Annotated in this window: 17 protein-coding genes and 2 pseudogenes; 13 read left to right on the top strand and 6 right to left on the bottom strand. The window is 70.7% G+C overall.

Annotated features, from left to right (window positions below):
* Window position 1: 1 nt before the first annotated feature.
* Entirely contained in the window at window positions 2-847 is an 846-nt protein-coding gene (locus KGQ19_RS03845) for an HAD-IB family hydrolase (protein WP_212007648.1), read from the bottom strand.
* 854 nt (window positions 848-1,701) lie between these two features.
* Between KGQ19_RS03845 and ssd the strand changes: the two genes are divergently transcribed.
* From ssd to KGQ19_RS52540, 7 genes and pseudogenes are all read left to right on the top strand, one after another.
* Window positions 1,702-3,432, top strand: a complete 1,731-nt coding sequence (gene ssd, locus KGQ19_RS03840) for a septum site-determining protein Ssd (protein WP_212007647.1) — start codon at window positions 1,702-1,704, stop codon at window positions 3,430-3,432.
* Between the two features lie 35 nt (window positions 3,433-3,467).
* Window positions 3,468-4,640: pseudogene (locus tag KGQ19_RS03835) on the top strand (TadA family conjugal transfer-associated ATPase); the annotation flags it as partial.
* A 218-nt stretch (window positions 4,641-4,858) separates the two neighbouring features.
* On the top strand, window positions 4,859-5,671 hold the full coding sequence (locus tag KGQ19_RS03830) for a type II secretion system F family protein (RefSeq protein ID WP_212007645.1): 813 nt from the start codon (window positions 4,859-4,861) through the stop codon (window positions 5,669-5,671).
* Window positions 5,668-6,372, top strand: coding sequence for a type II secretion system F family protein (locus KGQ19_RS03825; RefSeq protein WP_212007644.1), 705 nt, complete (start codon window positions 5,668-5,670; stop codon window positions 6,370-6,372). Before KGQ19_RS03830 ends, KGQ19_RS03825 begins: the two co-directional genes overlap by 4 nt.
* Window positions 6,373-6,403: 31 nt before the next feature.
* On the top strand, window positions 6,404-6,580 hold the full coding sequence (locus tag KGQ19_RS03820) for a DUF4244 domain-containing protein (protein ID WP_212007643.1): 177 nt from the start codon (window positions 6,404-6,406) through the stop codon (window positions 6,578-6,580).
* Entirely contained in the window at window positions 6,580-6,963 is a 384-nt protein-coding gene (locus KGQ19_RS51675) for a TadE family type IV pilus minor pilin (protein WP_212007642.1), read from the top strand. Before KGQ19_RS03820 ends, KGQ19_RS51675 begins: the two co-directional genes overlap by 1 nt.
* Before the next feature lie 93 nt (window positions 6,964-7,056).
* Window positions 7,057-7,728: an Rv3654c family TadE-like protein gene (locus KGQ19_RS52540; RefSeq protein WP_212007641.1), complete on the top strand. Its 672-nt coding sequence runs from the start codon at window positions 7,057-7,059 to the stop codon at window positions 7,726-7,728.
* Between the two features lie 241 nt (window positions 7,729-7,969).
* Here the strand turns inward: KGQ19_RS52540 and KGQ19_RS03805 are convergent, their stop codons facing one another.
* Complete coding sequence (locus KGQ19_RS03805; RefSeq protein WP_212007640.1) at window positions 7,970-8,575, bottom strand: hypothetical protein; 606 nt, start codon at window positions 8,573-8,575, stop codon at window positions 7,970-7,972.
* Window positions 8,576-8,796: 221 nt separating this feature from the next.
* Between KGQ19_RS03805 and KGQ19_RS03800 the strand changes: the two genes are divergently transcribed.
* The gene (locus tag KGQ19_RS03800) at window positions 8,797-9,351 is read left to right on the top strand and encodes a peptidylprolyl isomerase (RefSeq protein ID WP_368862050.1); all 555 of its coding nucleotides are present in this window, start codon (window positions 8,797-8,799) and stop codon (window positions 9,349-9,351) included.
* Between the two features lie 108 nt (window positions 9,352-9,459).
* On the top strand, window positions 9,460-10,545 hold the full coding sequence (locus KGQ19_RS03795; RefSeq protein ID WP_230418171.1) for a rhomboid family intramembrane serine protease: 1,086 nt from the start codon (window positions 9,460-9,462) through the stop codon (window positions 10,543-10,545).
* A gap of 71 nt (window positions 10,546-10,616) precedes the next feature.
* Here KGQ19_RS03795 and crgA read toward each other — a convergent pair whose 3' ends face one another.
* Window positions 10,617-10,871: a cell division protein CrgA gene (crgA, locus tag KGQ19_RS03790; RefSeq protein ID WP_212007637.1), complete on the bottom strand. Its 255-nt coding sequence runs from the start codon at window positions 10,869-10,871 to the stop codon at window positions 10,617-10,619.
* 78 nt (window positions 10,872-10,949) lie between these two features.
* Between crgA and KGQ19_RS03785 the strand changes: the two genes are divergently transcribed.
* The 4 genes from KGQ19_RS03785 (at window position 10,950) to KGQ19_RS03770 (ending at window position 13,394) form a co-directional block, all read left to right on the top strand.
* Complete coding sequence (locus KGQ19_RS03785) at window positions 10,950-11,774, top strand: DUF881 domain-containing protein (protein ID WP_212007636.1); 825 nt, start codon at window positions 10,950-10,952, stop codon at window positions 11,772-11,774.
* 18 nt (window positions 11,775-11,792) lie between these two features.
* On the top strand, window positions 11,793-12,509 hold the full coding sequence (locus KGQ19_RS03780) for a class E sortase (RefSeq protein WP_212007635.1): 717 nt from the start codon (window positions 11,793-11,795) through the stop codon (window positions 12,507-12,509).
* A 61-nt stretch (window positions 12,510-12,570) separates the two neighbouring features.
* Window positions 12,571-12,729, top strand: coding sequence for a hypothetical protein (locus KGQ19_RS03775; protein ID WP_212007634.1), 159 nt, complete (start codon window positions 12,571-12,573; stop codon window positions 12,727-12,729).
* 29 nt (window positions 12,730-12,758) lie between these two features.
* The gene (locus tag KGQ19_RS03770) at window positions 12,759-13,394 is read left to right on the top strand and encodes an aminodeoxychorismate/anthranilate synthase component II (RefSeq protein WP_212007633.1); all 636 of its coding nucleotides are present in this window, start codon (window positions 12,759-12,761) and stop codon (window positions 13,392-13,394) included.
* 89 nt (window positions 13,395-13,483) lie between these two features.
* On the opposite strand, the gene pknB is transcribed toward KGQ19_RS03770, so the two are convergent.
* From pknB to KGQ19_RS03755, 3 genes and pseudogenes are all read right to left on the bottom strand, one after another.
* The gene (pknB, locus tag KGQ19_RS03765; RefSeq protein WP_212007632.1) at window positions 13,484-15,583 is read right to left on the bottom strand and encodes a Stk1 family PASTA domain-containing Ser/Thr kinase; all 2,100 of its coding nucleotides are present in this window, start codon (window positions 15,581-15,583) and stop codon (window positions 13,484-13,486) included.
* Between the two features lie 196 nt (window positions 15,584-15,779).
* Complete coding sequence (locus KGQ19_RS03760; RefSeq protein WP_212007631.1) at window positions 15,780-17,258, bottom strand: penicillin-binding transpeptidase domain-containing protein; 1,479 nt, start codon at window positions 17,256-17,258, stop codon at window positions 15,780-15,782.
* A 518-nt stretch (window positions 17,259-17,776) separates the two neighbouring features.
* Window positions 17,777-19,219 (bottom strand): annotated as a pseudogene (locus KGQ19_RS03755) (FtsW/RodA/SpoVE family cell cycle protein); the annotation flags it as partial.
* Between the last annotated feature and the right edge of the window lie 9 nt (window positions 19,220-19,228).

Here is a 19,228-nt window from a genome sequence, read left to right as displayed (position 1 = left end):
CTCAGTCGAAGTCGTAGCGCCGTCGGCGGCGGCCTCGGGTGCCCAGCCACCAGATGGTCCCTGCGGTGGCCAGAGCGAGGCCGAGAGCGGTCCCGGACACCGCGGGCTTGGCCGCCAGCTCGCCGACCCGGGAGCGCAGCGCCACCGGCTTGTCGAAGACCAGGATCGGCCACTCCCGGACGGTGGCTTCCTTGCGCAGGGCCCGGTCGGGGTTGACGGCGTAGGGGTGGCCCACCGACTCCAGCATCGGGATGTCAGTCGCCGAATCGCTGTAAGCGAAGGACCGCTTCAGGTCGTAGCCGCGCTCGGCGGCCAGTTCCATGATCGCCTTGGCCTTGTTCTCGGCGTAGGCGTAGAACTCGATCTCGCCGCTGTACTTGCCGTCCTCGCCGACCGCCATCCGCGTGCCGATCGCCAGGTCCGCGCCCAGCATCTCGGCGATCGGCTCCACGACCTCCGACCCGGAGGTGGAGACGATCACCACGTCCCGCCCCGCGGCCTTGTGCTCGGCGATCAGCGCCGCGGCCTCGGAGTAGATCAGCGGATCGATCAGGTCGTACAGGGTCTCGCCGACGATCTCCTTGACCTGTTCGACGTCCCAGCCGGTGGCCATCGCGGACAGGAACTGCCGCATCCGCTCCATCTGGTCGTGGTCCGCGCCGCCGGCCAGATAGACGAACTGGGCATACGCCGTCCGCAGTACAGTGCGCCGGTTGATCAGGCCGCCGTTGTAGAACGACCGGCCGAAGGCCAGGGTGGAGGACTTGGCGATGATCGTCTTGTCCAGGTCGAAGAAGGCCGCCGGACGGCCCGCGCCATCCGCACGTGCGTCCGCATGCTCATCCACACAATCGAGGATAGCGTCGTTGGTAGCGCCTACGCCGACGCGGCTTCAGATGCGCCCCCAGATGCGCCCTCAGTGACGGCTTTGAAGCGCAGTTGCGCCCGGTCGAGGCCACCTCTTCAGTCATTCGGCGTAATGGATGAGGGTGGGGTTTGCATTCTGCGAGCCTCGGGTACACCATGGAAGTCACGGATCGTTCGCGACCGTGCTACCACGGCCCGGCTCCTCCCCCCCGAGCCTGGTCGTGGAGAAGACCCCCGCTCTCCCCCCCGGCGGGGGTCTTCACTTTTCTTCTAACGGCTCCGCCCCGTTGCCTGCGATGTCACAGCCGCGCCCCACCCGCTCCCGGGTGGCGGCGGTCCGGCGGGCGAGTCCGCAGGTTGTAGTGGACAACCGGCACGCCGCACCGGTCGGGGACCCGCGCGAGCGCATCACCCACCGGCCCCGCGACTCCGCTCGAGGCCCACTCGAATCCCCACATGCGTTCTTCACTTAAGCCCCGCCGGACACAGATCCCGGGCACAGATCTCAGACACAGATCTCAGACACAGATCCCGGGCACAGATCTCGAGCGCAGATCTCGAGCACAGATCCGACGACCGATGTCCGGATATCCGGGCGGGTTTGCGCTTCCCTGAGAAATCCACAAGTTCGTACACGAACTAAGACTCCGCATCCAATAACCGCGTAGCCGCTGCGCCAAACGGGGGATAGCGGTTTTCCCGAACCCGGGTTTATCCACAAGTGCTTCCGGCCGTTCTGGCGCACTCTGCGATTCCTCGGCGACCGTGGGCCGGTGGCCCGCCGACCGAAGGCGGGCCTAGATCCACAGTGGACATCGCCCCCAGGGAGCCGCCATGCGAGACCTCACGCAGCATCCAGGGTCCGGCCGACCGGGCCGGACCCGCCGCCCGGATCCCGGCGCACAGCCAGGTCAGGGGCCCGCCGCGGCCCCGGCGCCGCTGGCCGTGACCGCCGACCCGGCACTGGCCGACGCGCTGTTGCGGATCGCCGCCGAGGCCGGGGTGCGGATCGAGATCGTGCCCGGGCCCAGCGCCGCGCGCCGCCGCTGGGCCGCCGCGCCGCTGGTGCTGATCGGCGCGGACCAGACCGGCGAGGTGGCCCGGGCCGGACTGCCCCGCAGACCGGAGGTCGCGCTGATCGGCCGCGATCTGGACGACGCCTCGGTCTGGCAGCGAGGCAGCGCTGTGGGCGCCGCGCACGTGCTGATCCTGCCGGACTGCGAGCGCTGGCTGGCCGGCATGCTCGCCGAGGCCGACAGCCCGCGCGAGGAGCCCGGGGCGGTGGTCGCCGTGCTATCTGGACGCGGCGGCGCCGGTGGCTCGACCCTGGCCGCCGCGCTGGCCCTGGCCGGCACCCGGCGCGGCCTGCGCTCCACCCTGGTCGACCTGGACCCGGCCGGCGGCGGTATCGACCTGCTCTTCGGCCTGGAGACCGAGCCCGGGCCGCGCTGGTCGGAGCTGGCCCAGTGGCGGGACGGCAGGCTGTGCGGCCGTTCCCTGCGCGAAGCGCTGCCGACCTACGCCGCGCACTCCCGGCACGGGCTGGCCGCGGGCCTGGGCTTCACCGAGGAAGGCGCGGACCGGTTGCCGGTGCTGGCCTGGCCACGTGCCCGGCCCGGCGAGGACGACGGTCCCGGCTGGCTCGGGGCCCGGCCGGGGGCCGACGAGGACCCCTGGTACGACAGCGGGTCGCCGGCGGATCCGGCGAAGGCGGACCCGTGGCTGTCCTCGGACCCGGGCGTCCATGGCGCCGACATTGCCGACGGATCCGGGAATCCCTTGTTCGGCCCCGGAGCCGGGTATGACGGCGCAGTCCCGGACATCGACGACGATCTGTGGTCCGGCGGCGGTTCGCCGAGCCGGAAGGAAACCGCCGGACCGCACCGCGCCGGGCGCCGGATCAATGCTGACGGTTCATCAGCGGAATCCCTTTCCCGGGCGAGCGTGATCGCGCTGGAAAACTCTGATTCAGAGGGATCTCGGCAAGGCGGTAGCGGCTCCGCGGTTTCCGGCCGAGTGGACTCCCGGGCGACGGTCGCCGCCCGGCCACATCGCGGTCTGCCGGTCCTCACATGGCCGCACACCCGCACCGACATCCCGCTGCCCGCGGTCGCCGCCGAACCGGTGCGCGCCGTGCTGACCGCGTTGGCCCAGGCCGGCGATCTGGTCGTGGTGGACCTGCCACGGGCCCTCGACGAGGCCGCGACCGAGGCGCTGGCACTGGCGAACGTGACGCTCATGGTGGTGCCGGCCGAGGTGCGGGCCTCGGCCGCGGCCTCGCAGTTGGCCGCGGCGGTCCGACTGGTCACCCCGGACCTGCGGGTGGTGGTCCGGCTGCCCGCGCCCGGCGGTCTGGAACCGCTGGACATAACGGATGTGATGGGCGGGCTGCCGCTGGCCGGGGTGATCGGCGCGGACCGCCGGCTGTCGGCCGCCGCCGAGCACGGCGAGCCGCCGGGCTCCAGCGCCCGGGGCAGCGTTTCCGCCTTCTGCCGGTCCTTCCTGGACGACCTGTTCGGCCTGCCGTCCGGACGGCGCGGCTCCGAGTCCCGGGCGGCGGCATGAGCATCCCGCCGCCCGTCAAGTCGTCGCCCTCGCCCATGTCCTCGGGTCCCTTGCCCGGAGCCGAGCGGTTGCGGCTGAACGCGGCGCTCGTGGACCGGGTCCGCACTCGGCTGGCCACCCCGCCGGTACGGGTCGACATGCAAGCCATCCTCGCCGCGCTGCGGGCCGAGGGATGCATGCTGGACGGCCGTGATCTGCGCGCCGCGGCGTACCAGGTCCGCTCCGAACTCACCGGCGCCGGTGTGCTGGACCGGTTCCTGTCCGACCCGGAGGTCACCGACGTCCTGGTCAACGCGCCGGACTCGGTGTGGATCGAGCGGGCCGGGACCTTGAGCCGCGCCGACGTGCGCTTCCCCGACGAGACCGCGGTGCGGCGCCTCGCGCAGCGGCTGGCCGCCCACGCCGGGCGCCGGCTCGACGACGCGGCACCGTGCGTCGACGGCGTCCTGCCGGACGGCGCCCGGCTGCACGCGGTGCTGCCTCCGGTAGCCGTGCGCGGAACGCTGATCTCGTTACGGGTCCCGCCACGCCGGGCCTTCACCATGGAACGGCTGACCGCCGGGGGACTGACCACCGAACACGGCGCGCACCTCCTCCAGGCCATCGCCACCGCCCGGCTGTCGTATCTGGTCACCGGCGGCACCGGCAGCGGTAAGACCACGCTGCTCGGCGCGCTGCTCGGCCTGGTGCCGGCGGACGAGCGGATCGTGGTGACCGAGGAGTGCGCCGAGGTGGTCGTCGACCATCCGCACGTGGCCCGGCTGCAATGCCGGATCGCGAACCAGGAGAACCGCGGCGCGGTGAACCTGCGGACGTTGGTGCGGCAGGCGTTGCGGATGCGGCCGGACCGGGTCGTGGTCGGCGAGGTGCGCGGGCCCGAGGTGCTGGAACTGCTGGCCGCGATGAACACCGGGCACGACGGCTGCGCGGCCACTTTGCACGCCAACGGGGTCGAGGACGTCGTGGCCCGGGTCGAAGCCCTCGCCGCCCCGGCCGGGTTGTCACAGGGTGCGCTGCACGCGCAGCTCGCCTCCGCGGTGCAGGCGGTCGTGCATCTGGTGCGGGAGAAGGGAAAACGGCGCCTGGCTTCGATCGGCGTCATCGAGCGCGGGTTCGCGGAGACGCAGGTACTCCCCGCCGTGGACTTCGACGCCGCGGGCACGGCGACGTACGGCGCCGGGGCCGAACGCCTGAGCCGGTTGCTGGGCCTGGAGATCCGTGAGACGCCCGACGATCCCGCGCCGGAACCGGAGAACCAAGGTCCTGACGCCGGGCTGGACCACCTCGACAGTTGGCAGGAGGCGTTGGCCGCGGCCGATCGGCTGTTGCCGGTGCTGAAGAACGCGCCGGGCGGCGACGAAGCCGGTCCGGACGAGCCGTTCGTCGCCGACTACGGCCCCGCACCGGCACGCAGAGGGGGCCACCGATGAGCGCCGCGTTGGCCGGACTGCTGGCGGCTTCAGCGGTACTGGCGTTTCCCGGCCCCGGCGCGCGCCGTCGTCTGGAGACCGCGGTACTGGGCCAGCCCAAGGGGCCGAGGTGGCGGTTGCGGCTGTCCGGGGCGTGGCCGACGGCGTTGTCGGCGATCGCGTTGGGCATCCTCAGTTCGCTGTTGGCCCGCTCGACGGTTCTGGCGTTCCTGGTTCCGTTCGGTGCGTGGCGGGCCCATCGGGCGTGGACGGCGCACACCGCACGGCTGGCCGTCGAGCGCCGACGGACCGAGATCATCGAACTCTGCGTCACCGTCCGTTCCGAACTACACGCCGGGCGCGAGGCGCGCGAGGCATTGCGGGACGCGGCCAACGGCGCGTGCCCGGACCTGGCGGTGTATCTCGCCGGACCGCTCAGCACCGGCGACGACGTGGTCACCGTGCTGCGCTCGGCCGCCGGGACACCGGGCCGCGAGGCCCTGGCCGCGCTGGCCGCGTGCTGGCAGGTCGCCGAGGGCGGCGCCGGGATGACAGCGGCGATCGGGGAGCTGGCCGACGGGCTGCGGGCTGAACGGGCCCAACGCCGGGAGCTGGACGCCGAACTCGCCGGGATCCGCACCTCGGCCCGGTTGCTGGCGCTGCTGCCGGTGGTCGGGCTGGTCATCGGCTCCGGGATGGGGCTCTCGCCGGTCCCCATGCTGCTGCACACCGGGGTCGGCGAGACGTGTCTGGTGCTGGGCATCGCGCTCGTGCTCGGCGGCGTGCTGTGGATGGACCGCATCGCACGATCGGCGGAGGCGCTGTCGTGAACGTCCTGGGCGTCGCGTTCACCGGGATCGCGGCCGGCGTCTCGGCGGGCGTGTCGGTGCTGTGCTGGCCGCAGCGTCGGCCGAACCGCCCGGCCCGACGCCTGGCCTTCCTGACCGCACCAGAGGGCGCGACGGATCCGGCGCACACCCGGCCCTGGTCCGGGTTTCTCAAAAGGCTGAGACACAACCCTTGGAGCCTGGCCCGCCGAAGGACGCGGCAGGGCCAGGCGACGGCCCGCATCTGCCCGGTGGCCGCGGACCTGCTGGCCGCATGCCTGGCCTCCGGCGCCGATCCGTTGCGCGCCGCCGAAGTCGTCGCCTACTGCCTGCGCCCGGCCGGCCGGCTCACCACCCTCGGCGAGCACGCGGCAGCTGAGCTGGCCGACCGCTTCCAGGAAGTCGCGCACCTGCTCCGGCTCGGCGGCAACCCGGTCACCACCTGGCGCGTGGTGGCCGGCGAGCCCGGACTGCGCCCGGTCGCCGAGGCCATCGGCCGGGCCGGCCTGACCGGCGCCCCACCGGTCGCCATGATCCGCGCCTGCGCAACAGATCTCCGCAAGGAACGCCATGCCGCGAGCACCGCGGCCGCCCGCCGGGCCGGAGTGCGCGGCGTCGCACCACTGGCCGGCTGCTTCCTGCCCGCCTTCGTCCTGATCGGAGTCATCCCCATCGCCCTGGGCCTGGCCCACCACCTGCTCTGACCAACCGGCAGCAAGACAGAAAGTCAGAACCATGCGACACACCCTGCACCGCCTCAGGCGCGACGACGGCATGTCCACCGTCGAGTACACCCTCGGCACCCTCGCCGCCTGCGCCTTCGCCGTGATCCTGTACAAGGTGATCACAAGCCCGATGGTCCAGGACGGCCTCACCGCCGTCCTGCGCAAAGCCATGAACACGGCCTTCTGATGCCCGGCCGAAGACCCCCCGACGCCGGCTACGCGACAGTGGAGGCGGCCCTGGCCATCCCCAGCCTGTTGCTCCTCACCCTGGCACTCGCCGGCGTCCTGGCCGGCATGGCGACCCAGATCCGCTGCCTCGACGCCGCCCGCCTCGCGGCCCGAGCCACGGCCCGCGGCGAGTCGCCCGCAGAAGTCAAAGCCGCCGTCACCCGCGCCGCCCCCGACAGCTCAGTGCACATCACCACCGAGAACGGCCTGATCCACGTCTCGATCTCAGCGCCGGTAGCCGCGGTGCCGCTGCTGCACGCCTTCACGGTGCACGCCGAGGCCTACGAGGCAGATGAGACCACGACAGAAAGCGAGGATCCCGGCACCGACCCGGACCCCTGACCAGAACCACATCTCGGTCCAGACACCGAACACCGATAGCCAGCGCTCGCAAATAGCCCAGACAGAGCCGCATACCGAAAGTGAGGACCCCCCATGCCGACCCGAGCCCCTGACCGCGGCTCGGCGACGATCTACGCCGCGTTCCTAGCCAGTCTGCTGACCGCCCTCGCCGGGGCTGTGCTCGCCTTCGGGTCCGCGGTTCTCGCCCGGCATCGGGCCGGGGCCGCCGCCGATCTCGCGGCGTTGAGTGCCGCTGTCCATGCCGATACCGGGGCGCCCTGTGACTGGGCGCGGCGGGTGGCTGCCGCGCAGCGGGTACGGCTGGTCCGATGTGCTTGCGATGGTCCGGTTTGTCTTGTCAGCGCCGCCGCCGGGACGCCATGGGGTGCTGCGACCGTAACGAGTCGGGCCGGTCCGGCCGACGACCCGCTTGGGTCGGATGTCGTCGCCGCCAGCCGACCGAGCGCTCCGCGACCAACCGGCGTCGGTGCCGGCACCGGCACTCGCACTGGCACCTCCGCCGACGTCACCGTCAGCGCCGAGCGGCGGCAAGGTGCGGAAGCGGATCCCGCCCGGCTCCGCCCCGCGCCCCTCGTTCCCCGGGCGCCGCCCCAGCACGCCCCAGTCGCTCCAGGCTGCCCAGCCGTCGTCGTCGGCGTCGCTCTCGGTGAAGCCCAGCCAGTCGGTGGCACGGCGGCTGCGGCGGGCTGCGAGTTGGGCGCAGCGCTCGCCGGAGCGGTGCATACCGAGCCGCAGCAGCCATAGGGCGATGACGAAGACCCAGCCGAATATCGCGCCGGTCAGGAAGACCTGGGCCGTGGTGGTCTGGACGCCGACTCCCAGAAAGGTCAGGTGGTCGTCGGCGGTGCTGGAGGCGGCCACGCCGGTAGCGATCATGACCACGAGGCCGATCAGGCCCAGCGCGACGGCGATCATGGGCGGAACGCCTTTCGGTGGGTGGTCGGGTCCGCGCCGGTCGGCGGCTCAGGGCCAGCGGGGTCGGGGCTCAGGGCCAGCGGTTGGCCGGGGACTCGCGGCGGCCGGGATCCATGGCGGTGTCGTCGGCACCGCCGCGGCGGTCGCCCTCCTGCCAGCGGCCGACCGGCTCGACGTCGCTGTCCGAGTCGAGGATCCAGACGCTGTCGGCACCGGCCCGGGAGCGGCGCCACCACAGCAGGCCGACCGCGCCCAGGGCGCCGATGGCCATCAGGCCCAGCGGGGCCCGGCCGCGGCGGGCGACGGTGGTCACCGCGACCGGCATGACCGCGGCCACCCGGGACATCGGCGAGGGCTGGGGCGCGCCGTGCAGAATGACCTGCCAGGCCGCGCCGCCGCGGGACGCGGCCTCGGAGGCCACCGGGCGGGCGCGCTCGGCCAGCACCGCGGCGGCGACCGACGCGCGGTCGGCCACCTGGTGCGCGACCACCGTGGCCCGTCCTGCGACCTGCTGGGCGGTGTCCTGCGCGACGCCGGCGGCGTTGGCCGCCGCGGACTGGGCGGTCCCGGCCGCACCGGAGACCGAGTGGGCGGCGCCAGAGGTCCGGTCGCGCACAGCACAGCGCACGCGCTCCAGACGGCTCTGCGGCTCTTCGTGGCTGAACGGCATCCTCATCCTCGCCTCTCCCTTACTTAACCTGTTCACCGCTGCCGGCGGCCCCGCCGGGCAGCGCCGCCGGAAGCAGGGTCGACCTGGCAAGCGGCTCGAAGTCGTGCCTGCCCGGCCCACCCTTCCGACAATCTCACTCAGGGCCATTGGGGCTACCCAGAGGGTGAGCGTGCTTCCGTGCGAGGATGGAGAGCGTCCATACGACAGAAACCGAAAGGCAACAGACTGTGGCCGAGAACCTGTACGCCACCATCAAGACCAACCACGGCGATATCGTCGTGCGGTTGCTTCCGGACTACGCGCCGAAGACCGTCGCCAACTTCGTGGGTCTGGCGGAGGGGACCCGGGAGTGGACGCATCCGGAGACCAACGAGAAGTCGACCAAACCGCTGTACAACGGCACGGTCTTCCACCGGATCATCCCGCAGTTCATGATCCAGGGCGGCGACCCGCTGGGCCAGGGCTTCGGCGGCCCGGGCTACGTCTTCGACGACGAACCGCACCCGGACCAGACCTTCAACGACCGCGACTACCTGCTGGCCATGGCCAACGCGGGCATCCGCAACGGCCGGGGCACCAACGGCTCGCAGTTCTTCATCACCGTGCCGACCCCGCGCCGGCCGACCCACCTGAACGGCAAGCACACGATCTTCGGTGAGGTCGTGGACGAGGGCAGCCGCAAGGTCGTGGACCAGATCGCGGCCGTCCCCACCGCCGACCAGGACCGCCCGCTGGAGCCGGTGGTCATCGAGTCGATCACGGTCGAGCGTCGCGAAGGCTGAGCCTGCCGCGCGGGGCCGGAGGAAACTCCGTGCCCCGCGTGTTCGTTTCCTCTACATTCGAACCGGCCGATCGAAACCGGAACCCGTGGCAGAAGGATCACCGTGACGATGCCGCCAGGCAGCCCCTCCGCGCCAGCGCCCGACCTCCAAGCCTGCTACCGGCATCCGGGGCGGGAGGCGCAGATCCGCTGCACCCGCTGTGACCGCCGGATCTGCCCGGAGTGCATGGTGCCGGCCTCGGTCGGGTTCCAGTGCCCGGACTGCGTGCGCGGCGGCAACCAGCAGGTGCCCAAGGCCCGGTCCCCGTTCGGGGCGGTGCTGCGGCCCCGGGTGGTGCCGGTGGTCACCTACAGCCTGATCGCGCTGAACTTCGTGATGTTCGGCCTGCAGCACATCATCGGCAGTTCGCAGGTCGGCGTCGGCGACGGCCAGGTGGCCCAGGTGAACACCCTGGACATGCGGCTGGAGCTGATCGCCAAGGGCACCTGGGTGGACGGCCAGCCGATAGGCGTCGCCAACGGCGAGTGGTACCGGCTGTTCACCTCGATGTTCCTGCACGCGAACCTGATACACATCGCCTCGAACATGATCTCGCTGTTCTTCATCGGCCCGATGCTGGAGGCGTTGCTCGGCCGGCTCCGGTTCCTGCTGGTCTACCTGGTCGGCGGGCTGGCCGGGGCGGTGACGTCCTACTGGTTCATGACCCCGCTGAGCCCGGCCAGCCTGGGCGCCTCCGGCGCGATCTCGGCGGTCTTCGGCTGCCTGGTGGTGATCGGGCTGCGGCGCAAGATCCTGGACCCCGGGATGATCGTGGTGGTGCTGATCATCAACATCGTGATCCCGTTGCAGGACACCAACATCGACTGGCGCGACCACGTCGGCGGGGTGGTGGCCGGCGCGCTGATCGGCGCGGTCTACGCCTTCGCCCCGGAGCTGATCCGGGCCTTCGGGCGGGGCCGGGCGCCCCGTGAGCAGCAGGTGCGGCTGCTCAACGGGCTCGGCTTCGGCACCATGGCGCTGGTCCTGGCGCTGGCGATAGCCGGGACGGCCGTCCACACCGCACACCTGAACGACCCCGCGAACCGTACGCGCACTGTTGACGGCGCCGCGTACTCACCCGGCCTGACCAGGGGCGTCACCGACGTCCCGGCAAGTTATCCACAGGCTTCCGGCACTTATCCACACTGGGGATAAGCCTGTGGATGTTGTGTTAGGAAGCGGTCGGGCACAGTCGGTGACGCCGAGGACCTAATGCGGGCCGGACGCTACTTCCACTTCATCGACGTGATGAATCCGACGATGATCAGGCCGAAGCCGACGGCCATGTTCCAGCCGTGCAGGGCCGACACCGGATACGTCATGTTCGACAGGTAGTAGACGACTATCCACAGCAGGCCGAGCAGGAAACACCCGACCATCAGCGGCAGCACCACCCGGTTCCCGGTGTCCAGCTTGATCGGCTGCTTCTTGTCCGGCGGCGGGGTGTACGCGGCCTTCTTGCGGACCTTCGACTCGGGCACGGTTCACTCCTGGATTGCTCGGCTGCTGTGCGGCCTCGATCGGGCATGCGACAGTGTGCGTCCGATAGCGTATCCGCCATGGCGTCAGGGCGCGATCAGCTGGACGAACCCGTATCGGAGGCCGACCCGGAGCCGGGTCCGGGTTCCGGCCCGCGACAGGCCGGGCGGCCCCGCTCCCGGGTGGTCTGGCACACCGGGGTGGTCCTGGTGTTCGCCCTCGCCGGAGCGCTGTTCCTGACCGCCCGGGACACCGCGAACGGCCAGGGTGACATCCGCCCGGACCGGGGGGCCCAGCTCTCCGACGTGATCCGGGCCCAGAACACGCACAACCAACAGCTTACCGAGCAGGTCGCGACCCAGCGCGCGGACCAGGACGCGCTGACCCGCGCCCAGAGCGCCGACGCCCGGGTCAAGGCGGTCCAGGACCAGGTGGACGCGCTGTCCGGCCCGGTGGCCCTGACCCCGGTCAGCGGCTCGGCGCTGGCCGTGACCCTCAACGACGCCCCGCCGAACGCCCAGCCGGCCGCCGGGGCCCCCGCGGCCCAGCCGGACTGGCTGATCATCCACCAGCAGGACGTGCAGGCGGTGGTGAACGCCTTGTGGGCCGGCGGCGCGACCGGGATCCAGTTGATGGACCAGCGCCTGGCGCCCACCTCGGCGGTGCGCTGCGTCGGCAACACCCTGCTTCTGCAAGGCCGCGTCTACTCCCCGCCCTACGTGATCACCGCGGTCGGCGACCCGACCAAGCTGCGGGCGTCGTTGCTGGCCGCCCCGGCCGTGCAGACGTATCTGGAATACGTCAGCGCCTACGGCCTCGGCTGGGACGTGAAGGCGCGCGATCGAGTGACGCTCCCGGGCTACACCGGGCCGCTGGACGTGTCGTTCGCGTCCGTGGCGCCGTGAAGCCGACAAACTGGCGGAATGTGGGCTGAACGTACGCGGACGACCATCCGATCGCTCGGGGAGATCCTGATCACGCTCGGCGTCGTGCTCTTCCTGTTCTGCGCCTACCAGCTCTTCTACACCAACGTGGTCGCCGACGAGGCGATGAAGTCCGAGGTCTCGGACCTGCACAAGCAGTGGGCCGAGCCGCCGGCCGCGCGCTCGGCCGCGCCGGCCGCCGACCCCTTCGACACCGCCGACAGCCAGGGCCACTCCGGCACGGCGTTCGCGATCCTGCACATCCCGCGGCTCGGCGACAAGTCGATCCCGGTCCTGCAGGGCACCACTTTGGACCTGCTGGGCCGCGGCGTCGGCCACTACAAGGACTCGGCGCTGCCCGGCCAGATCGGGAACTTCGCGGTCGCCGGACACCGCAAGACGCACGGCGAACCGTTCCGCTACCTCGACGAGATGCGGGCCGGCGACCTGATCGTCGTGGAGACCGCCCAGACCTGGTACACCTACCGCGAGGACCGCGACCCGTTCATCGTCGAGCCGACCGACCTCGGCGTCGTCGCCCCGGTCCCGAACGAGCCGGGCGAAAAGCCCAGCCAGAAGCTGATCACGCTGACCACCTGCAACCCCTGGTGGGCCTCCACCCAGCGGATGATCGTCATCGGGACGCTGATCGCCGAGCGGCCCCGCGCCCAGGGCGAGCCCCCGGCGTTGACCGTGAACGCCCCCAAGTTCCAATAAGACTCTGGTAAAACCTCATAGAGACCTCTATAGAGAAGTCTGTAGAGAAGAGGAGCAGGCGATGTACGCGTTTCTATGGCGGCACCTTCCGGGACCCGTCTATGTGAAGGTACTCGTCGCCCTAATCGTGGCGGCCGTGATCGTGGTGCTCCTGTTCGGCTGGATCTTCCCGTGGGTCGAGCCGCTGATGCCGTTCAGCGGTAACACCGTCTCGCAGTAGCGGCTCCCCGCGGCCGGTAGGCTCGCGGCATGGCAGCGCGGATCCTCGTCGTCGACAACTACGACAGCTTCGTCTACAACCTCGTCCAGTACCTGTACCAGCTCGGCGCGGAGTGCGAGGTGGTGCGCAACGACGCGATCGGCGTCGAGGCCGCGCACGACTACGACGGCGTCCTGCTCTCGCCCGGCCCCGGGACGCCCGAGGAAGCCGGCATCTGCATCAAGATGGTCGGTTACGCCGAGCGGCACCGGATCCCGGTCTTCGGCGTCTGCCTGGGCCTGCAGTCGATCGCCGTCGCGCACGGCGCCGTGGTCGGCCGGGCCCCGGAACTGCTGCACGGCAAGACCAGCACCGTGACCCACGACGGCCAGGGTGTCTTCCAGGGCCTCCCGGACCCGTTCACGGCCACCCGCTACCACTCCCTGGCCATAGAGCCGGAGACGCTGCCGGAGGACCTGTCCGTGACCGCACGCACCGACTCCGGCGTCATCATGGGCATCCGGCACCGAGAACTCCCGGTAGAGGCGGTGCAGTTCCATCCCGAGTCGGTCCTCACCGAGGGCGGGCACCGGATGCTGGCGAACTGGCTCACCGCATGCGGCGACGCCGGGGCGGTCGAGCGGTCGGCGGGCCTGGCCCCTGTGGTGATTGGTGCGGCTAACTGAGGGCTGCGCTATAGCGTTTCCCCTATAGCGGACAACACGAAGCCCCGCACGGAAGGTTCCGTGCGGGGCTTCGCTATAGAGCGGATCGCTCAGTTACCTCCGTGCCCCTTCGAACTCGTCGGGGAGCTCGGGCACAGCGCCGGGTCGAGGATGCACGCCATGCTGTTGGTCGGGTTCGGGTTGCCCGGCCCGGACGACGTCGTCGACGTCGGGTTGCCGCTCGGCTGGCAGGTCGGGTCCTGCTGCGGGTCACACGTCTGCTGCTGGGAGCTGGACGGCGTGCTCGGCGGCGGCTGCGGCGCGTAGTACACCACAATCGGCGTGTCGGCGGTGAACGAACCGTCCCCCACGCTGAGCTTGGTCACGTTGCCGGGCTGCTGGCCGTTGGCCGAGGTGTCCGGCTGCGGGGTGACCTTGGTGAAGCCCAGCCCCTCGATCTGGTTGACGACGCCGCCGTACGGCTGCCCGACGTAGCCGCCGCTGGCCCCGTTCAGCGCGATCTTGTTCTTGCCGGTGGAGACGATCCACCCGATCTGGACCTTGCTGACGTCGGGGACCTGCACGCCGTCCAGGACCGCGTTGTTGTTGTTCGCGTCGATCACGTCGATGATGTTGTTGACCGGAACCGTGTCGCTGGACTGCTGCGAGATCACCGGGTTGGACAGATCGAAGTGGGCACCGGCCAGGTAGCTCTTCAGGGTGTCCTGGGTCCAGGTGTTCAGGACGGCCTTCGTCGGCACCTTGCCCGTCTGCGGGCCCAGCGACAGGCAGTAGGTGATCGGACCGGGCTTCTGGTAGACGTTGGCCGCCGGGTTCTGGGCGATGATCGTCCCGAGCGTGCCCTGGTGCTGGTCGGTCCCGGCCGGGCAGTCCTTGCCGTTGCCGGTGAGCGAGTACCCGGCGTACTCCGGCTTGGCCAGCATCTGCTGCGCCTGGCCGAAGTTGGTGATCCCGACGCCGAAGTCCGGCACCGCCTTGGAGCTGGTGTTGCCGCCGGACTTCAGCAGCGACTTGGCCAGCAGGACCGCGGCGATCACCGCGGCGATGCCGGCGATGGCCAGGATGATGTACCCGGTCTTGCCGCTCTTCTCCGGCTCCGGAGGACGGCGCGGCTCCGGACGGCGCGGCGGGCCCGCCGGCGGACGGCCACCGTCCAGGTATTCCTCGTCCTCGTACCGCGGCGTCGGCGGCTGGTAGCCGGTCTGCGCGTCGACCGCGGGCATGGCCCGGGTCTGACCCACCGCGGCCGCGGCACCGACCTGGCGCGGGTCCAGCCGCTGGGTCGGCATGTTGGCCGCGCCCAGCACCGCGGTCTGCGCGTCGGTCGGCCGGCCGTCCAGCACCCGCTCGATGTCGGCGCGCATCTCGGTGGCCGACTGGTAGCGCTGGTCGGCGGACTTGGCCAGCGACTTGAGCACCACCGCGTCGATCGCCGGGCTCACCTCGGGGTCGTACGAGGACGGCGGCTGCGGCTCCTCGCGCACGTGCTGGTAGGCCACCGCCACCGGGGAGTCGCCGACGAACGGCGGCCGGCCGGTGAGCAGTTCGTACATCAGGCAGCCGGTGGAGTACAGGTCGCTGCGGGCGTCCACGGTCTCGCCCTTGGCCTGCTCCGGCGACAGGTACTGCGCGGTGCCGATGACCGCGGCGGTCTGCGTCATCGTCATGCCGTTGTCGGCCATGGCCCGGGCGATGCCGAAGTCCATCACCTTCACGGTGCCGGCCCGGGTCAGCATGATGTTCGCGGGCTTGATGTCGCGGTGGATGATGCCGTTGCGGTGCGAGTAGTCCAGGGCCTGAAGCACGCCGGCGGTGATCTCCAGGGCCCGCTCGGGCAGCAGCCGGCGGCCGGAGTGCAGCAGGTCGCGCAGCGTGGAGCCGTCGGCGTACTCCATCACGATGTAGGGGACCGAGACGTTGGCCTCGAAGTCCTCGCCGGTGTCGTAGATCGCCACGATCGCCGGGTGGTTCAGGGAGGCCGCCGACTGCGCCTCGCGGCGGAACCGCGCCTGGAACGTCGGGTCCCGGGACAGGTCCGCGCGCAGGGTCTTCACGGCCACCGTGCGGCCCAGCCGGGTGTCGCGGGCCATGAAGACCTCGGCCATCCCGCCTCGGCCCAGCACGGAGCCCAGCTCGTACCTGCCGCCGAGCCGCCGCGGCTGTTCCGCCCCGGGGTAGGTTCCGGACATCTCATCGCTCCAGCTCATCGATCACCGCCCGAAGGCGGCGGTCTGACATCGTCTCAGTCGAAAACTTGCTTCCGGCAGTATCCCCCGAACCGGGTCCGGCGCCAGTCCACGCGCCGCTGATCCCCGAGGACCGGCTCCCCGCTACCCGGGGCCGCCGGTCCGACACCCGCCCGGCCCGGGGCGGATCCCCGCCCTGTCAGCTCACGCCGAGTGCCGCCTTCAACACAGCGTCGGCCACCGGACCGGCGAACCCGACACCGCTGACGTCGCCGCGGATATTGGGATTGTTCGTCTCGACCATGGCCGCCACCGCGACCTTCTTGCCGTTGGCGGTGCCGTAGCAGACGAACCAGGCCAGCGGGTTCTGGTTCGTGCCACGCTGTGCGGTGCCGGTCTTGGCGCCCATGTGGATGCCCGCGACAGCGGCGTTCTGCGCGGTGCCGTTGGCGACCACGCTCTGCATCATGTCGTCCAGGGTGGCCGCCGTGGACGGCTGCATCGCCTGGCTGAGCTCGTGCTGGTGGTCCGAGCCCTTGTACGTCACGTGGCCGTTGGGCGCGGTCTCCTTGTCCACCAGGTAGGGCTGCATGATGACGCCGCCGTTGGCCACCGCCGCCGCTATCATCGCCGCCTGCAGCGGGGTGGCCTGCGTGCCGTTCTGCCCGACCGAGTCCTGGGCCAGGGCGACCGCGTCACTGCCGATCTGATTGGCAGCCGGGAAGTTCGACTGTGCGACCGACAGCGGAATCTTCAAGCTGGGGTTGTTGAACCCGAACTTCTGCGCGTACTCGGCCATGGTCTGCGCGCCGAGCTTGTCGCCGACGAAACCGTAGACGGAGTTGCAGGACTGCTCGAGCGCGGACTTCAAGTCCGTTCCCGGGCAGGTCGCGCTGTTCTCGTTGGGCAGCTGGTTGGACGAACCGGGCCAGGTCAGCGTGGTGGCCGGGGCTCCCGTCGGGCCGGTCTCGGTGTACATGCCGGTATCCAGCGCCGCCGCGGCCGTGACGATCTTGAACACCGAGCCGGGAGGGTAGTTCTCCTGGATCGCGTGGTTCAGGTTCGGCTTGTTCTTGTCGTTGGCCAGCCCGTTGGCAGCGGGGTTGGAGACGTCGGAGTTGTTGGACGAGATCCCGTTGGGGTCGAAGCTCGGGTTGGAGTACATCCCCAGGATCGCGCCGGTGGTCGGGTCCAGTGCCACGACCGAGCCGGTCTCCGTGCCCAGCGCCTTGATGGCCGCTTGCTGCACCGGATTCTGCAGGGTCAGCTGGACGTCCCCGCCCTTCTTGGACTTGCCGGTCAGCGTGTCCATGAAGTTGGCCACGGACTCGGAGCTGTCCGTGCCCTTCAGATAACCGTCCAGAACGGACTCGATGTCGGTGGAGCCGTAGCCGATCGACTTGTACCCGGTGATGTTGCCGTAGGCCGACTTCAGCGGGTACTGGCGCTGGTACTTGTACAACAGACCGCCGGAGGGGACCGAGTTGGCGATGACGGTGCCGTCCGCGGTGAGGATCTGGCCGCGCGGATACGCGAACGCGTCGTAGACGTTCCGCTTGTTGCCGACCCGCGACTTGTAGCTGTCGGCGTTGACCACCTGGAGGTAGTTGGAGCTGACCAACAGGCTGGCGATGAGCAGGAAGCAGAAGATGGCCACTCGCCTGATCGGCTGGTTCACGGTCCGTACCTCCGCTCCGACGGACCCGGCCGGCCCGGCGCGTCACCCGGGGTCGCACCGGGTGCCGGGGTCTGCCGCGTCCGTACGTCGTCTTCTTCGTCTTCGAATACCGGGGTATAGGACTCTGTCGGACCCTGTTCCGGTTCCGAGTCCGGCCCGGATGTGGTCTGGATCGCTTGTGTCGCTTCCCCTGCGCGCATCATTGTCTGCTCTCCGTAACCGCGCGGCTGGGCGGGCACGGCCTGCGTCGGGTCCCCGGCACCTGCCGATCCGGCGGCCCCGGCCGGCCGCACCGGCATCGCCTGCGTGGCCTCGGAGGCGCCCGGTGGGGTCGGATCGCCGGGCCCACCGGGGCCCGACAGACCGGTCTGACCCAATCCGCTCTGCCCGAGACCGGGCTGAGCCAGCGGATGCGGACGGGGCGGACCGTCAGGACCCTGCGGTGCCGCCGGCTGGGCGTGCCGCCCCGGCACCGCGTTCGACGGCATCCGCTGCGCGGCCGCCAGGCGCATCGCCCGCAGCTCGTCGTCGGACAGCGGGATCGCCGGCGGCAGCGGACGCCGCGCGGAGTCCGACAGCCGGATGAGCAAGGCGACCACGACCCAGTTCGCCACCAGCGCCGAACCACCGGCGGCCAGGAACGGCATCGGCAGACCGGTCAGCGGGATGACCCGCATGACACCGCCGGCGGTGATGAACACTTGCAGGGCGAAGGTCACGGACAGACCGGCCGCCAGCAGCTTGCCGTAGTTGTCGCGGATCAGCAGCGCGGTCTTGAACCCGCGCATCACGAACAGCGTGTAGACCATCATCAGCGCGAACAGCCCGACCATGCCGAGCTCTTCACCGACCGTGACCAGGATGAAGTCCGCGTTCTTGGCGAAGCCGACCAGCCAGGGCCGGCCCTGGTCCAGGCCCTTGCCGAAGATGCCGCCGGTGGCGAAGCCGTAGATGGACTGCGAGATCTGGTCCGAGGGACAGTGCGTCCCGGCCGGAGCGGTGGCGGCGCAGATCTCGCCGTTGAACGGGTGCAGCCAGTTGTTCACGCGCTGCTGGACGTGCGGGACCGTCTCGGCGATGAACACGGCGCCGCCGATGAACGCGGTGACACCGAACACCAGCCACGAGGTCCGCTCGGTCGCGATGTACAGCAGCACCACGAAGGCGCCGAAGAACATCAGCGAGACGCCGAGGTCGGTCTCGAAGACCAGGATGAGCATCGCCAGGACCCAGCAGACCGCGATCGGGCCCATGTCCCGGCCGCGCGGGATGTTCAGGCCGAACACCCGGCGTGAGGCCACCCGCAGTGCGTCGCGTTTGGCCATCAGGAACGCCGCGAAGAACGAGACCAGCAGCAGCTTGCCGAACTCGGCCGGCTGGATCGACACGCCTCCCGGGAAGCGGATCCAGCTCTTGGCGCCGTTCGCGCTGGAGATCGAGGCCGGCAGCACGGCCGGGACCGCGACCAGGAACAGGCCGGCGACCATCGAGATGTAGGCGTAGCGCTGAAGGATCCGGTGGTCCTTGACCATCAGCAGGACGCAGGCCAGGCCGATGATGCCCAGCGCGGTGAACATCAGCTGGTTGGTCGTGGAACCGGTCGGCGCGGTGTGGTACTTCACCGGGTCGACCTTGTGCAGCGCGGCGAAGGTCTCGGAGTCGTAGATGTCCAGGCGGTGGATCAGGACCAGGCCGATGCCGTTGAGGAAGATCGCCAGCGGCAGGAACAGCGGGTCGGCGTAGGGCGCGGCGTAGCGGATCAGCAGGTTGGCGACCACCACGACGGCCGCCAGGCCCGCGCCGTAGCCCCACATACCGGCCGGCAGCTTGCCGTTGTCGGCCAGGCCCACGTTGGCGTACGCGAACATGGCGATCGCCACCGCGAACAGGCTGAGCAGCAGCTCGGTGTTGCGGCGTTTGGGGATCAGTGGTTCTTCGGGCCGGGGTGGGGCGGCTGACATCGACGACAC

It is taken from the genome of Catenulispora pinistramenti, from assembly GCF_018274385.1.
In the GTDB taxonomy this organism is placed as follows: Bacteria; Actinomycetota; Actinomycetes; order Streptomycetales; family Catenulisporaceae; genus Catenulispora; species Catenulispora pinistramenti.
Note: the sequence above shows the minus strand (reverse complement) of the source record. Positions and strands in the feature narration are given on the sequence as shown.